At 72.9% G+C, this 13,836-nt stretch carries 11 protein-coding genes; 3 read left to right on the forward strand and 8 right to left on the reverse strand.

Annotated features, from left to right (window positions below):
• Nucleotides 1-74 precede the first annotated feature (74 nt).
• From NDAS_RS19555 to NDAS_RS19565, 3 genes are all read right to left on the reverse strand, one after another.
• Nucleotides 75-1,313, reverse strand: a complete 1,239-nt coding sequence (locus NDAS_RS19555; RefSeq protein ID WP_013154959.1) for a M20 family metallopeptidase — start codon at nucleotides 1,311-1,313, stop codon at nucleotides 75-77.
• Nucleotides 1,314-1,338: 25 nt separating this feature from the next.
• Entirely contained in the window at nucleotides 1,339-2,511 is a 1,173-nt protein-coding gene (locus NDAS_RS19560; protein ID WP_013154960.1) for a glutamate--cysteine ligase, read from the reverse strand.
• Between the two features lie 181 nt (nucleotides 2,512-2,692).
• The gene (locus NDAS_RS19565) at nucleotides 2,693-3,817 is read right to left on the reverse strand and encodes a YihY/virulence factor BrkB family protein (protein WP_013154961.1); all 1,125 of its coding nucleotides are present in this window, start codon (nucleotides 3,815-3,817) and stop codon (nucleotides 2,693-2,695) included.
• Nucleotides 3,818-4,051: 234 nt separating this feature from the next.
• On the opposite strand from NDAS_RS19565, the gene NDAS_RS19570 reads away from it, so the two are divergent.
• Nucleotides 4,052-5,173 (forward strand): galactokinase family protein, encoded by a 1,122-nt coding sequence (locus NDAS_RS19570; protein WP_013154962.1) that lies wholly within the window; start codon nucleotides 4,052-4,054, stop codon nucleotides 5,171-5,173.
• 182 nt (nucleotides 5,174-5,355) lie between these two features.
• Entirely contained in the window at nucleotides 5,356-6,651 is a 1,296-nt protein-coding gene (locus NDAS_RS19575; RefSeq protein ID WP_041552875.1) for an LCP family protein, read from the forward strand.
• A gap of 565 nt (nucleotides 6,652-7,216) precedes the next feature.
• Here the strand turns inward: NDAS_RS19575 and NDAS_RS19580 are convergent.
• On the reverse strand, nucleotides 7,217-8,434 hold the full coding sequence (locus tag NDAS_RS19580; RefSeq protein ID WP_013154964.1) for an NADP-dependent isocitrate dehydrogenase: 1,218 nt from the start codon (nucleotides 8,432-8,434) through the stop codon (nucleotides 7,217-7,219).
• Between the two features lie 183 nt (nucleotides 8,435-8,617).
• Nucleotides 8,618-9,109, reverse strand: coding sequence for a DUF3017 domain-containing protein (locus NDAS_RS19585; protein WP_013154965.1), 492 nt, complete (start codon nucleotides 9,107-9,109; stop codon nucleotides 8,618-8,620).
• A gap of 526 nt (nucleotides 9,110-9,635) precedes the next feature.
• Here NDAS_RS19585 and NDAS_RS19590 point away from each other — a divergent pair.
• On the forward strand, nucleotides 9,636-10,241 hold the full coding sequence (locus NDAS_RS19590; RefSeq protein WP_013154966.1) for an FHA domain-containing protein: 606 nt from the start codon (nucleotides 9,636-9,638) through the stop codon (nucleotides 10,239-10,241).
• 136 nt (nucleotides 10,242-10,377) lie between these two features.
• Here NDAS_RS19590 and NDAS_RS19595 read toward each other — a convergent pair whose 3' ends face one another.
• From NDAS_RS19595 to purN, 3 genes are read right to left on the reverse strand one after another with little or no spacing between them, the layout of a single operon-like run.
• A complete protein-coding gene (locus tag NDAS_RS19595) occupies nucleotides 10,378-11,235 on the reverse strand; it encodes a bifunctional methylenetetrahydrofolate dehydrogenase/methenyltetrahydrofolate cyclohydrolase (RefSeq protein WP_013154967.1) in 858 nt (285 codons plus the stop codon).
• Nucleotides 11,236-11,251: 16 nt separating this feature from the next.
• Nucleotides 11,252-12,820 (reverse strand): bifunctional phosphoribosylaminoimidazolecarboxamide formyltransferase/IMP cyclohydrolase, encoded by a 1,569-nt coding sequence (purH, locus tag NDAS_RS19600; protein ID WP_013154968.1) that lies wholly within the window; start codon nucleotides 12,818-12,820, stop codon nucleotides 11,252-11,254.
• Nucleotides 12,817-13,452 carry a phosphoribosylglycinamide formyltransferase gene (gene purN, locus NDAS_RS19605; RefSeq protein WP_019609760.1) on the reverse strand — a complete coding sequence of 212 codons (636 nt, stop codon included), beginning with the start codon at nucleotides 13,450-13,452 and terminating at the stop codon, nucleotides 12,817-12,819. Before purN ends, purH begins: the two co-directional genes overlap by 4 nt.
• Between the last annotated feature and the right edge of the window lie 384 nt (nucleotides 13,453-13,836).

Raw genomic sequence — 13,836 nt, forward strand, 5'->3', positions numbered from 1 at the left:
GCTATGCGCTCGTGCGCGCTGGGGTCCGCCGCGGTGCGCGCGGCGGCTCGGGGCTCCCCGTCCCGCGGGCCGCCTCAGGCCATGGCCTCCTCGGTGTCCACGCGGGTGTCGCGGCGCGAGCTCTCCCACAGCGCCGTCAGCGCGGTGGTCACCATGAAGCGGGTGCCCGTGCCGATGGCGCGCTCATCCACGTCGAAGGTGCCCCGGTGCAGGTCCAGCATGGGCCCGTCCCAGTCCGGGGAGTGGGTGCCCAGGCGGGCCAGCGCGCCGGGGACGTGCTCCAGGTACCAGGCGAAGTCCTCGCCGCCCAGGCTCTGCGGGGTGGAGGCCGCCGCCTCGGGGCCCAGGGCGGCGGTGACGGCCTCGCGCATGAGGGCCACGCTGGTCGCCTCGTTGATGGTGGGCGGCACGCCCCGCCGGTAGGTCACCTCGGCCTCGGCGCCGTAGGCCGAGGCCACCGACTCCACCAGCCCCTTGATGATGTCGGGGGCCGCGTGCCAGGCCTCGTCGTCCAGGCAGCGCACGGTGCCCTCGGCGACGGCGTCGTCGGGGATGACGTTGGGCGCGGAGCCGGCGCTGATCCTGCCCCACACCAGGCTGAACCCGGCCCGGGGGTCGATCCGCCGCGACAGCGCGGCGGGCAGCTCGGTGACGACCTTGCCCAGGGCGTAGACGAGGTCGGAGGTCAGGTGCGGGCGCGCGGTGTGCCCGCCCGGGCCCGACAGGCGCACCATGAGCTGGTCGCAGGCGGCGGTGATGCCGCCCGTGCGCAGCCCGACCCGGCCCGTCACCAGGCGGGGGTCGCAGTGCAGGGCGAAGATGCGGTCCACGCCCTCCATGGCCCCGGCGTTGATCACCTCCACGGCGCCGCCGGGGAGCTCCTCGGCGGGCTGGAAGATGAGCCGGACCCGGCCAGGCAGCGCGCCCGCCCTCTCCAGCTGCGCCAGGAAGACCCCGGCCGCCAGCACGACCGTGGTGTGCACGTCGTGCCCGCAGGCGTGGGCGACCCCCGGCACGGTGGAGCGGTAGGGGACGTCCTTCTCGTCCGTCAGTGGCAGGGCGTCGATGTCGGCGCGCAGGGCCACCAGGGGACCGGTGCCGGATCCGATGTCGCAGACCAGACCGGTGCCCTGGGGCAGTTCCCGCGGTTCGAGGCCCACCTCGCGCAGGCGTTCGGCGATCCGCCCCGTGGTGCGGTGTTCGGCGAAGGCGAGTTCGGGGTGCATGTGCAGGTCCCGGCGGAAGCCGCTCAGCTCCCGCCCGTGCCGCGCCAGGAAAGCGGTCAACTGTTCCGGCAGGTCATGTCCCTGCATGCGAGGGTCCCCTCTTCTCCACGTCTCAGCGCGTACCGGCTCCGTCGCCGGCACCGACCCTTGCGCGGGTGGGAGGACCGCCCTGGAGCTCGGCGGCGAGCATGTCCACGACGTCGTCGAGGGTCCCGCCCTCGGCGATGACCGCGCGCTGACGTTCGTAGGAGGCGCCCTTGTCCAGGATCTCGGAGATCAGGTCCAGGTCCTCGGCGCAACCCAGGCGGGTCGCGACCGGTTTCAGCTCGCGGACCAGCTCGTACAGGTCGTCGCGGAGCGGAACCGTGGTTCCGCGCGCGTCCGTGATGACACGAGCGTCGAGTCCGTAGCGGGTGGCACGCCACTTGTTGTCCTTCACCACCCAGGACGGCGGGCTGGGCAGACCGTACCCGCGGTCGAGCTGGTGATCGAACAGCTCCACCAGGCTCTGAGAGAGCGCGGCGGCCATTCCCACCTCGCGCAGGGTGGGAATACCGTCGAACATCCGGATCTCGATGGTGCCGAAATCAGGGTGCGGACGGATGTCCCACCACACTTCCTTGATAGAGGCGATGGTACCTGCCCGGAGAAGCGTTTCGAGGTATTCCTCGAAAGCGGCCCAGTGCGGAAGGTTCGGCGGCGGCCCCGCGGTGGGCAGCGTGCCGAAGATGACGGACCGGGAGGAGGCCAGGCCGGTGTCCTGTCCGCCCCAGAACGGGCTGGACGCGCTCAGGGCGAGGAAGTGCGGCAGGTAGCGCGACAGGGCGTTGACCATGGGGATGGCCTTGTCCCTGTCGCGCACGCCGACGTGGACGTGGACGCCGCACGTCAGGATGCGCCGGACCAGCCACTGCATCTGCTCGACCAGCTCGCCGTAGCGCTCGCCGGGGCTGAGCTCCTGGTCGCGCCAGTCGTCGATGGGGTGGGTTCCCGAGCAGGTCAGCGTGGTCCCCCAGGGCGCGAGGACCTCCCTCATGCGGTCGATGTTGCGGCCCAGGTCGCCCTTGGCCTCCTCGACCGTCTCGCAGATCCCGGTCACGACCTCCACCTGGGACTGCATGAGCTCGTGGCGCAGCGGCGGGGCGGAGTCGGAGCTGAGCTCGGGGAGTTCGGCCAGGAGCTTGGGCGCCTCCTGTCTCAGGTGCCGACTGCGCCGGTCGACGAGCTGGAGTTCCCACTCCACTCCGATCGTCGCGCGTTCGGACGAGTTGAATGCGATTCCCATCTGCCCTCCGAAGGGGGTGTTTGCGGCCGTCCCCGGCCGTCGCACCGTCGCGCCCCGGAGAACCGGTCAACCGGGACAGGGGAGGACTACCCCTCACGCACCGCACACATACGGGACAATCGCCTCGCTTCATGCGAATTCCGTGGAAAGAATTTCTGTTTCGGGCGTGCCGCCGGAACGCCTACACGCGATCGCCGCGGCGTCGGCGCAGCGCCCACGCCGTGGTGCCCGCGGCACCGGCCGCTCCCAGCAGGGACAACACCCCGGCCAGCGCGCGCCGTGCCCGGCGGCGCTCGGCCGCCTCCCGCGCCGCCACCCGCGCCGTCACCCCCGAGACCCAGTCCGGGCGGGTCCAGTCCATGCCGTGCTCCTCCGGCAGGGGCAGGGAGCCGGTGTAGGGCGGCGGCATCGGCAGCCACGTGGCCGTCCACGCCGCGCTGAACATCACCAGGCGCATCACGAGGTTGATCCACACCAGCAGCCCGACCAGGACGGCGAAGGACGCGTAGACGGGGTTGCCGAGCGTCCCGGCCAGCAGCACCGCCGCCGCGGCCTTGAGGACCTCGAATCCGACCGCCCCCAGCAGGGCTCCCCTCCACATCATCCGCGTGGGCCGCCCGCTGCCCGACAGCAGCGCGAAGGCCAGCACGAAGATCACTATGTTGGCGCCGACCGCGATGACCAGGGCCAGCGCGCGCAGGGACAGGTTGGCCAGGAGCGAACCGTCCAGGCCCACCAGCCCGAGGAGCCACTGCGTGGCGGTCTGGGCGACGCTGGTGAAGGCCACCGCGAGCAGCAGCGCCGCGCCCAGGCCCAGCATGACCAGCAGGTCGGCCAGCTTGCGCAGGAGGATGTTGGGACCCTCCCTGAGGTTCTTGAGCCAGATGGAGTGCAGGGCCTCGCGCAGCGCCGACACCGCGTTCAGGCCCGCGTAGAGCAGACCGAGCACACCGATGACACCGGCGCCCACGCGGGCCTGGGCGATCTCGTCGATGGGCAGCTGCTCGGACAGGCCCGGCAGGACGCCGTCCAGCGCCTGCTGGAGGTAGTCGCCCACCTCGACCTGCACGGCGGCGAGGTAGCCGACCGCGGCGAAGGCCAGCGCCAGCAGGGGGAAGAAGGACAGGAAGGCGAAGTAGGTGACCGCTCCGGCCAGCTGGTTGCCGTTGCGGTCGGCGTAGCGCTCGTAGGCCCGGACCAGGTGGTCGAGGGCGGGCCTGCGCCTGCGCAGCTCCCAGTACGCGTCCATGCCCAGGTTCCGGTAGTGCCTGCCGGTGTCCCTGGCCCGGTCCAGCGCTGCGGCCACGCGGCCTCCCTCTCCGTCGCACGTGTCACCCGTGTCCCTACCCCGCGCGGCTCCGCGGTCACCGGTGGCCCGCAACCGTAGCGGCGCCGCGCTCCCCCGTGAAGCCTCCGCGCCGGATTCGGCGGCGAACACCCCCGTACGGGGACGAAGCGCTTCAGCGGGGGTGATCACGGACACGTCCGGGCCTTGGGCAGACTTGGGGGACGGAGATCCATCCGGCGGAAGGGGGCCTCGGTGGGGGGCGCGGGGGCACGGCTGCGTGCCGTGTTGGGTGTGCGGTCGGCGGGTCCTCGGGGGGACTGGCCCGAGGAGGCGCCGGACGCCGACGCACTGGTCGGGGAGTACCGGGCGCGGTTCCAGGCGCCGCCCGCGGGCGTGTGGCACGCGCCGGGGCGCCTGGCGGTCATGGGCGAGCACACCGCGGCCGGCGCGGGGGCCGGGCTGTACGCCGCCCTGCCCTGGGGCGTGACGGCCGCCGTGGGCCCCGCGCCGGACCCGGGCGTGCACGTGGCCGCCCCGAGCGGCCCGCTGCGCCCCCGGGAGGCGGCGGCGCGCGCGGTGGCCGGGGCCGTGGCCGCCGCGCGCCGGACGGGTGTCCTGGGCGGCGACACGGGCGTGCGCGCGGTGCTGGGCGCGGACCTGCCCGAACACGCCTCCCTGGGCTACGCGGCCGCCGTGGGCGCGGCGGTGGCGCTGGCCCTGGCCGACCTGGGCGGCGGTCCCCCGCCCGAGGGCGCCACCGCCGACCAGCGGGTGGCCCTGGCGGCCCGCCCCGGGTGCGCGGTCCGGGTGAACCTGAGGAGTCTGCGCACCACCGTGCTGCCGTTCGACCTCGCCGAGGCCGGGCTGAGGCTCGTGGTGGTGGACACCGGCGCCCTGCCCCGGCGCGACCTGCGCGCGGCCCGCTCCGCCGAGCTGGAGCGCGCGCAGCGCACGCTCGGGCCGCTGCGCGCCGTCCAGGACCTGTCCGGGGCGCTGGCGAGCCTGCCGGACCCCGTGCTGCGCCGCCGGGTCGAGTACGCGGTGACCGAGGTGCACCGGCTCAACGCGGCCGTGGGGCTGCTGCGCGCCGGGCGCTTCGGGGAGGTCGGACCGATCCTGTCCGCGTCCCACCTGTCCCTGCGCGGCTTCGGGCTGCCCACTCCGGAGGTGGAGCTGGCCGCGGAGACCGCCGCGCGGGCCGGGGCGCGCGGGGTGCGGATGTCCGGTTGGGCGGGGACCGTGCTGGCCCTGGCCGCCGAGGAGCGCGTGGAGGGGATCGGCGAGGCGCTGGCCCGGGAGTTCCGCGCCGACGGCCGGGTCCCCCCGCGCGTGCGCGCCGCGGTGCCCTCCGCGGGCGCCCACCGGCTGCGCTGAGCCGGTCGGGGCGACGGGCGCGGGGCCCGAGCACCGTGCGGAGGCGGTCGCGCGGCGGGCGCCTTCCGGATCCGAGAGGCCGAACCGTGACATTGCGCCGAACCCCGCTACCCTTTTCGCGATCACACAGGGTGGAAGTAAGCGACGAGGCGATCCACGGCGCTGAGCAGATGGGCGATGCGATGGCTGACCGACGGAACCGGGACGACCCCGGCCGCACCGGCGAGCACGACAGGCAGGGCGTGTTCCGGCGCGGCGGGACCCCGGGCAGGCCGGACGAGTTCGAGAAGCTCTACCGCCCGCGCGAGTCCGAGCAGAGGGTGGTCGGCGAGACGCGTCGGCTCCCGCCCGCCGAGGACGTGCCCCCGGTGCGGCCGAGGCGGTCCCAGAGGCCTCAGCAGTCCCAGAGGTCCCGGCGCACCCACAGCGCCGGGCGCGTCTACGACGGCCGCGGCATCGAGCGCAGTCGCAAGGAGCGCAAGCGCCGGCTGGCCACCACCGTCACGGTGACCGTGCTGGTGCTGGTGCTGGTCCTGCCCCTGGTCTTCGTCGGCGGGTTCTACGTGTACGCGAACTCGCGGCTGGAGCGGGTGGAGGCCCTGCTGGACTACGAGGGCCGCCCGGACGGGCAGCCCGGCACGACCTACATGATCGTGGGCTCCGACAGCCGCCAGGGCCTGTCCGAGGAGCAGATGGACGAGATGGCCACCGGCTACGCCGAGGGCCGCCGGACCGACACCATCATGGTGCTGTACATCCCCGACGAGGGCGAGCCCACCATCGTCAGCGTCCCCCGAGACTCCTACGTCCCCCTCGCCGTCCCCGGTTACGCCGACAACAAGATCAACACCGCCTTCGCCGACGCCGTGTGCGGCACGAACGACGCGGGCGAGGAGGTCTGCGGCGGCCCCGCCCCCCTCGTGGAGACCTTCGAGCGCGCCTCGGGCGTGCACATCGACCACTACGTGGAGATCGGCATGGGCGGCTTCGTCGACATCGTGGACGCGGTGGGCGGCGTGGAGCTGTGCCCGGAGGAGGCCATGGCCGACCCCAAGGCCGGGCTGGACATCGAGGCGGGCTGCCAGATGATGGACGGCGGCACCGCCCTGGGCTACGTGCGCACCCGGGCCACGCCGCGCGCCGACCTGGACCGCATCGCCCGCCAGCGCGAGTTCTTCTCGGCGCTGGTCCAGACGGCCAGCGCGCCCTCCACGCTGTTCAACCCCTTCGAGTCCATCCCGCTGGTGCTCGCGGGCACCGACACCTTCATGGTGGACGAGGGCGACGACCTGCGGCACCTGGCCAGCATGCTCCTGGCGATGCGCGGCGGTACGCAGACCACCGCGATCCCCGTGGGCCAGACCCCCACGCTGGACGGGGTCGGCTCGGTGGTGGTCTGGGACGAGGTGCGCTCCGAGGAGATGTTCGCCGCCATGCGGGCCGGGGAGCCGATCCCCGAGAGCGCCTTCCAGGAGTAGGCCGGACGTCGGACCGCAGCGGCCCGGGGGAAGCAGGCGGTCCGGGGAAAGGCGAAGGGCCCGTCGCCGAGGCGACGGGCCCTTCTTCGTGACGTTCCGTACTGTGCGCGCCTACCCCCCAGCGGGCGCACGGCCGGCACGTCGGTCATGGTGGCAGAGGAGCCGAAACCCGCTCTGGCCTGCCGGTTCTCACCGGCACGTCTCCACAATAGGTCAAAGCTCGCTTAAGGTGCGAATCCTGTGCACGTGGCCTATGTCGCACCCTCGGGCCTCTGCGGTGGTCCGGCGTTGCCATCCTCCCACCACGGGCCCGCGTATGTACGCCGAACACGGGAAACACGCCGGGAAACTTTGGCCGACCGAGGCCCCAGAACCCCGCGAACACCGCGTTTGCGACACCCGGACCCCCTCGGGAGCGGGCCCCTCCCCGCCCCGGACACGACGGCGCCCGGCCGCCCCTCGGGGGCGGCCGGGCGTGAGCGAGGTCTCACCCGGACGGCCCCGATCGGGACCGTCCGGGTCCGGGCCCGCCGCGTACACCGCCGAACGGACGGTGCGCGGGGGCTCAGGCCAGGCGCTTGGCGAGGTTCTCGTCCAGGGCGGCGAGGAACTGCTCCGTGGTCAGGAACTCCTGGTCGCCGCCGACGAGCAGCGCGAGGTCCTTGGTCATCTGGCCGCCCTCGACGGTCTTGATGACGACGTCCTCCAGGGTGTTGGCGAACTCGACGACCTTGGGGGTGTTGTCGAGCTTGCCCCGGTGCTCCAGGCCGCGGGTCCACGCGAAGATGGAGGCGATCGGGTTGGTGGAGGTGGGCTTGCCCTGCTGGTGCTGGCGGTAGTGGCGGGTCACCGTGCCGTGGGCGGCCTCGGCCTCGACCGTGCGGCCGTCCGCGGTGCGCAGGACGGAGGTCATCAGGCCGAGGGAGCCGAAGCCCTGGGCGACGGTGTCGGACTGCACGTCACCGTCGTAGTTCTTGCAGGCCCAGACGTAGCCGCCCTCCCACTTGAGCGCCGCGGCGACCATGTCGTCGATGAGGCGGTGCTCGTAGGTCAGGCCCGCGGAGTCGAAGCGGTCCTTGAACTCGGTCTCGAAGATCTCCTGGAACACGTCCTTGAACATGCCGTCGTAGGCCTTGAGGATCGTGTTCTTGGTGGACATGTAGACCGGGTAGTTGCGGTCCAGGCCGTAGTTCAGGCTCGCGCGCGCGAAGTCCTCGATGGACTTGCGGAAGTTGTACATGCCCATCGCGACGCCGCCCGCCTCGGGGAAGTTCGCGATGTCGAACTCGACCGGCTCGCTACCGTCGGCCGGGGTGTAGGTCATGGTGACCGTGCCGGGGCCGGGCACCTTGAAGTCGGTGGCCTTGTACTGGTCGCCGTGCGCGTGGCGGCCGATGATGATCGGCTTGGTCCAGCCCGGGACCAGGCGGGGGACGTTCTCGCAGATGATGGGCTCGCGGAAGACGACGCCGCCGAGGATGTTGCGGATGGTGCCGTTGGGCGACCGCCACATCTTCTTGAGGCCGAACTCCTCGACCCGGGCCTCGTCCGGGGTGATGGTGGCGCACTTGACGCCGACGCCGTGCTCCTTGATGGCGTTGGCCGCGTCGACGGTGATCTGGTCGTCGGTGCGGTCGCGCTCCTCGATGCCCAGGTCGTAGTACTTCAGGTCGACGTCGAGGTAGGGGAGGATCAGACGGTCCTTGATGAAGGACCAGATGATCCGGGTCATCTCGTCGCCGTCGAGCTCGACTACGGGGTTCTCGACCTTGATCTTGGCCATGGCTGTGTGGCTGTCCCTTCAGTCTTCGCTGCCGCCTCGTGCGCCGCGGACCCGTGTCCGGCTCGTGGCCGGGGGCCGGTCCGCGCACCCGGCGGTCCACCGGTCCCGCCCGGGGTCCGTGCTCCCCGGCGAGGCGGTGGCTTCTCGGTGTCGCGGTATCTCGACGTCAAGCTTATTCGACGCCTAAGCGGACAGTTGCGGCGCCACCCATGCCAGCACGATCAGCAGGACCGCGAGGGTGGTCAGGGTGAGCAGGTCGATCCACCGGCGGCGCACGGCGAGCATCCCGACCCAGTCCCGGGGCAGGAGCACCCGGAAGGTCGCCGCCAGCAGCAGCGCGCCCGCGATGATCGCCGGTCCGCGCTTGAAGTAGGCCGCGGCCACGACCACGATCCCCGCCGCGAGCGCCGACATGACCAGGAAGTAGGGCACCTGCGAGAGCCAGTACGGCGTCTCGGGCCCCTCCTCCCCGGCGGTCCGCCCGCGCGCGACCTCCCCGGAGTCCGCCCCGGAGTCCCGGGCGGAGCCGCCGCCGGGCTCCGGCACCTCGGGGCCGCCCCCGTCCGGCGCTCCCCCCTCGGGCACCCGCCCGTCGCGGGCCGCCTCCCCGGGCGCCCTCGCACCGGGAGCGCCCTCGTCCGCGTCCGCCAAATCCGCCTGCCCCGCCTTGTCCACCGCGTCCCGACCCGTTCGGTTACGAATGTGCTTGGCCGCCTCGCGGCTCGTTCACGGTCTTCTCCCGGGAACTGGCACGGACCGGCCGCCCGTCGAGGACTGGCTGTCCGAAAACCGAACACCGCTCCGGAGGCTCGCGTCCGTGAGGGTTTCGGCGGCGCCGCGCGGGAAGCGAGGCTTCCCGTCCGGGAGAGACTGCGCCCATTGTAGTGATCCGTATCGCCGACTCCTCAGGGCTCACGGAAACGGTCCGGCCCGGGCCCCAACCGCCCATGACCGTTTCCCGCTTCCGGTTCGGCCACAGAGCCGTATTTGCACGCCTTATCCGTCTAACTCCGGAGTAAGCGCGTAGAACGCTTACCGCCCGGGTAACCAAGCTGGAGATTGAGTGCACCGGTGAGCGAGGACCACCCCCATGAAGCCCACTCCACGCGTAGACCGAACCGTCACCCCACGACAGCCTCCCCTCCACCACCGTCGCCCGCACCCCCACCGGCAGCGCCACCCCACTCCGGGAGGAACCACCGTGGACGGGCCCTACCTCCGCATCGAAGAGACCGGGGACATACGCCAGCTCGCCGGTGAGGTCACCACGATCGGTCGGGGGGAGGGCGCCGACATCCGGCTGAACGATCCGAGCGTCTCCCAGCTGCACGCCGAACTGGTCCGCCGAGGCCCCTACGTCTACGTGGTGGACCTGGGCCTGTCGCGCAACGGGACCCGGGTGAACGGCCGCCCCATCGCCCGCCGGGTGCTGGAGGAGGGCGACGTGGTGAGCTTCGGCACCGCGCGCTGCCGGGTCGGCGGACTGCCCAAGGAGCAGATCAGCCCCGACATCGAACTGCGCCGCGGCGCCGCCCCCGAGCTCACCCGCCGGGAGCTGGACGTGCTGACCGCGCTGTGCCAGCCCGCGCTGTCGGAGGAGGCCTTCGTGGCCCCCGCCACCGCCCGGGACATCGCCGAGGCGCTGGTGGTCACCGAGGCGGCGGTCAAACAACACCTGTTGCGGCTGTACCAGAAGTTCCGCATCCCCGAGGGGCAGAACCGCAGGACGCGGCTGGCCAACGAGGTCGTGGCGCTGGGCCTGGTGCGGCCGATGCCGATGGGCGGACCGGCCCGCAAGGCCAGCTGAGCGCTCCCCCCGGCCCCGCCGCGGGGCCTCGCGCCGACGGTCGGGCCGGGGTCGGTCACTCGGAGTGAGCGATTTCGGCCCGTGTGTGACGCCGGAGCCGGGCCCCGCCCCCGGACGGGGCCCGGAAGGGGCGTGCCTAGAGGGCGGCGGCCTGCCGCTCCGCGGCCTCCACCACGTTCACCAGCAGCATCGCCCGGGTCATCGGGCCCACGCCGCCGGGGTTGGGCGACAGGTGCCCGGCCACCTCGGCCACGTCGGGGACGACGTCGCCGACCAGGCCCGACTCGGTGCGCGAGACGCCCACGTCCAGCACGGCCGCGCCCGGCTTCACCATGTCTTTGGTGATCAGGCCCGGCACACCGGCGCCGGCGACGATGATGTCCGCGCGGCGCGTGTGCTCGGCCAGGTCCCGGGTGCCGGTGTGGCACAGGGTGACGGTGGCGTTCTCCGACCGGCGGGTCAGCAGCAGGCCGAGGGGGCGGCCCACGGTCACGCCGCGCCCGACCACGACCACCTCGGCGCCCCTGAGCGGCACCTCGTAGCGGGTGAGCAGCTCCACGATGCCGCGCGGGGTGCACGGCAGCGGCGCCTCCTGCATCAGCACCAGCTTGCCGAGGTTGGAGGGCTGGAGGCCGTCCGCGTCCTTGACCGGGTCGATCAGGCCCAGCACGCGGTTCTCGTCCAGACCCCTGGGCAGCGGGAGCTGCACGATGTAACCGGTGCAGGCCGGGTCCTCGTTGAGTTCGCGGACGGCCTGCTCCACCTGCTCCTGGGTGGCGTCGGCGGGCAGGTCGCGGCGGATGCTGGCGATGCCCACCTGCGCGCAGTCGCGGTGCTTGCCGCGCACGTAGGAGTGGCTGCCCGGGTCGTCGCCGACCAGGACCGTGCCCAGACCGGGGGTGACGCCGCGGTCGTGCAGCTTCGCCACCCGCTCGGAGAGCTCCTCACGGATGGACTTGGCGACGGCCTTGCCGTCCAGGACGATCGCGCTCATGCGTGTGTCTCCTCGCTCAGTGGAAGAAGTGCCGGGTCCCGGTGAGGTACATGGTCACGCCGGCCGCCTTGGCCGCGGCCACGACCTCCTCGTCGCGGACCGAGCCGCCGGGCTGGACGACGGCGCGGACCCCCGCCCCGGTGAGGATCTCCAGGCCGTCGGGGAAGGGGAAGAAGGCGTCGCTGGCCGCGACGGACCCCGTCACCCTCTCGCCCGCGCGCGTGACCGCCAGGCGTGCGGAGTCCACGCGGTTGACCTGGCCCATGCCCACTCCCACGGTGGCGCCGCCGGAGGCCAGGAGGATGGCGTTGGACTTGACCGCGCGCACGGCCTTCCAGGCGAAGGCCAGGTCGGCCAGGGTGGCCTCGTCGGCGGGCTCGCCGGTGGCCAGGGTCCAGGTGGAGGGGTCGTCGCCGGGGGCGTCGATGGCGTCGCGCGACTGCACCAGCAGGCCGCCGCTGATCTGGCGGTGCTCCACGCCCGCGCCGGGGCCGGAGCCCTGCGCCACGAGCAGGCGGATGTTCTTCTTGCGGCTGAGGATCTCCACGGCCGCGGGCTCGAAGGCGGGGGCGACGACGACCTCGGTGAAGATCTCCGCGATCTGCCCGGCCAGCTCCTCGCCGACGGGGCGGTTGGTGGCGATGACGCCGCCGAAGGCCGACACCGGGTCGCAGGCGTGCGCCCTGCGGTGGGCCTCGGCGTTGTCGGCGCCGACGGCGATCCCGCACGGGTTGGCGTGCTTGATGATGGCCACGCACGGCTGGTCGAAGTCGTGGGCGGCGCGCAGCGCGGCGTCGGCGTCCACGTAGTTGTTGTAGGACATCGCCTTGCCGTGGAGCTGCTCGGCTCCGGCCAGGCCGGTCCGCGGGGCGCCCGCGACGGTGTACAGCGCCGCCTTCTGGTGGGGGTTCTCGCCGTAGCGCAGGACGTCCCTGCGGTGGTGGACGGCGGCCAGGAAACCGGGCCAGCCCGACTCGGCGGCCTCGGTGTCGGGGGCGTAGTCGGCCGCGAACCAGTCGGCGACGGCCGCGTCGTAGGCGGCGGTGTGCTGGAAGGCGAGCCCGGCCAGGCGCTTGCGCTGCTCCAGGGTGAAGCCGCCGTCGCGGACGGCCTCCAGGGCGGCGTCGTAGCTGCCCGGGTCGACCACGATCGCGACGCTGCCGTGGTTCTTGGCCGAGGCGCGCACCATGGCGGGGCCGCCGATGTCGATCTTCTCGATGCAGTCGGCCTCGGAGGCGCCGGAGGCGACGGTGTCCTGGAAGGGGTAGAGGTTGACCACGACCAGGTCGAAGGGGGCGATGCCCAGCTCCTTGATCCTGGCGACGTGCTCGGGGTTGTTCTGGTCGGCCAGGAGCCCGGCGTGCACGGAGGGGTGCAGCGTCTTGACGCGACCCTCCATGATCTCGGGGAAGCCGGTGACGTCCTCCACGGGGGTGACGGGGATGTCGGCGGCGCGCAGCCGCGCGGCGGTGGAGCCGGTGGAGACGATCTCCACCCCGGCCTCGGCCAGGCCGATGCCCAGCTCCTCCAGACCGGTCTTGTCGTAGACGCTGATCAACGCACGCCTGATGGCCTGCTGGGTCACCGGTTCTCCTTCGTGTCGGTCGCGTCGGTGACGCGCTGCTCGGTGCGGCCGAACCGCACGTGCCTGCCGTCGATGGTCCAGCCCTCGCGGGCGAGCCTGCCGACCGTGTCGACCAGCATCGTCCGCTCCACGGACTTGATGCGCTCGTGGAGGCTGGCTTCGTCATCGCCGTCCTGGACGGGTACCGCGACCTGGTCGATGATCGGACCGGAGTCGACGCCCTCGTCGAGGAAGTGGATGGTGGTGCCGGTGATGCGGACACCGTGGGCGAGCGCGTCACGCACGGCGTGCGCGCCGGGGAAGGAGGGCAGCAGCGCGGGGTGGATGTTGACCGCGGGGTGGCTGCCGATCACGGCGGGGCCGAGGATGCGCATGAAGCCCGCGGAGACCACCAGGTCGGGGCGGTGCTCGCTGATGCGTTCGGCCATGGCGGCGTTCCACCGCGAACGGTCGGGGTAGTCGCGGAAGGGGACGACGAACGCGGGCACACCGGCCTCCTCGGCCAGTTCGATGCCGCGGGTCCCCTCGCGGTCGGAGCCGACGGCGACGACGGTCGCCCCGTAGGCCGGGTCCCTGGCCGCCTCCAGCAGGGCGGCCATGTTGCTGCCCGTGCCCGATATGAGGACCACCACTCGCGCGGACAATGCTTCTCCCATTGTGTAGAGAACGGTGCGAGAGCCGCCCCTCGCCTTCCGGGGGCGCCGGGGGACGGCGCAGCATCCGGATCCCGCGTACGCCGGTCCGGGGACGGCACGGGACCGGAGCCGGAGGCGTGGTGCGCGGGTGACCCGATCGTCCTCCGCCGGGCGCTCCCCCGCGGGCTTCCGTGGGCCGGAGGCGTCCGTTGGGGGTGGTGGCGGGTGACGGGCGGGCGACGGGCGCGCCCGTTGGGCCCGCCCGCGTTCCCACCCTATCGGTCCAGGTAGCGTCTACCCACGGGGAGTGGGTGTTGGCCGGCCTGTGACGGGGGTCTCGGCGGCCCGCGGACCGGCGTGACCATGGACGACGGGTAGCCT

This window comes from Nocardiopsis dassonvillei subsp. dassonvillei DSM 43111 (assembly GCF_000092985.1).
In the GTDB taxonomy this organism is placed as follows: Bacteria; Actinomycetota; Actinomycetes; order Streptosporangiales; family Streptosporangiaceae; genus Nocardiopsis; species Nocardiopsis dassonvillei.

Excerpts from the sequence above, each read along its gene's own strand:
- NDAS_RS19555 (WP_013154959.1), bottom strand. The coding sequence starts at position 1,313 with ATGCAGGGACATGACCTGCCGGAACAGTTGACCGCTTTCCTGGCGCGG.
- NDAS_RS19560 (WP_013154960.1), bottom strand. The coding sequence starts at position 2,511 with ATGGGAATCGCATTCAACTCGTCCGAACGCGCGACGATCGGAGTGGAG.
- NDAS_RS19595 (WP_013154967.1), bottom strand. The coding sequence starts at position 11,235 with ATGAGCGCGATCGTCCTGGACGGCAAGGCCGTCGCCAAGTCCATCCGT.
- NDAS_RS19580 (WP_013154964.1), bottom strand. The coding sequence starts at position 8,434 with ATGGCCAAGATCAAGGTCGAGAACCCCGTAGTCGAGCTCGACGGCGAC.
- NDAS_RS19575 (WP_041552875.1), top strand. The coding sequence starts at position 5,356 with ATGGCTGACCGACGGAACCGGGACGACCCCGGCCGCACCGGCGAGCAC.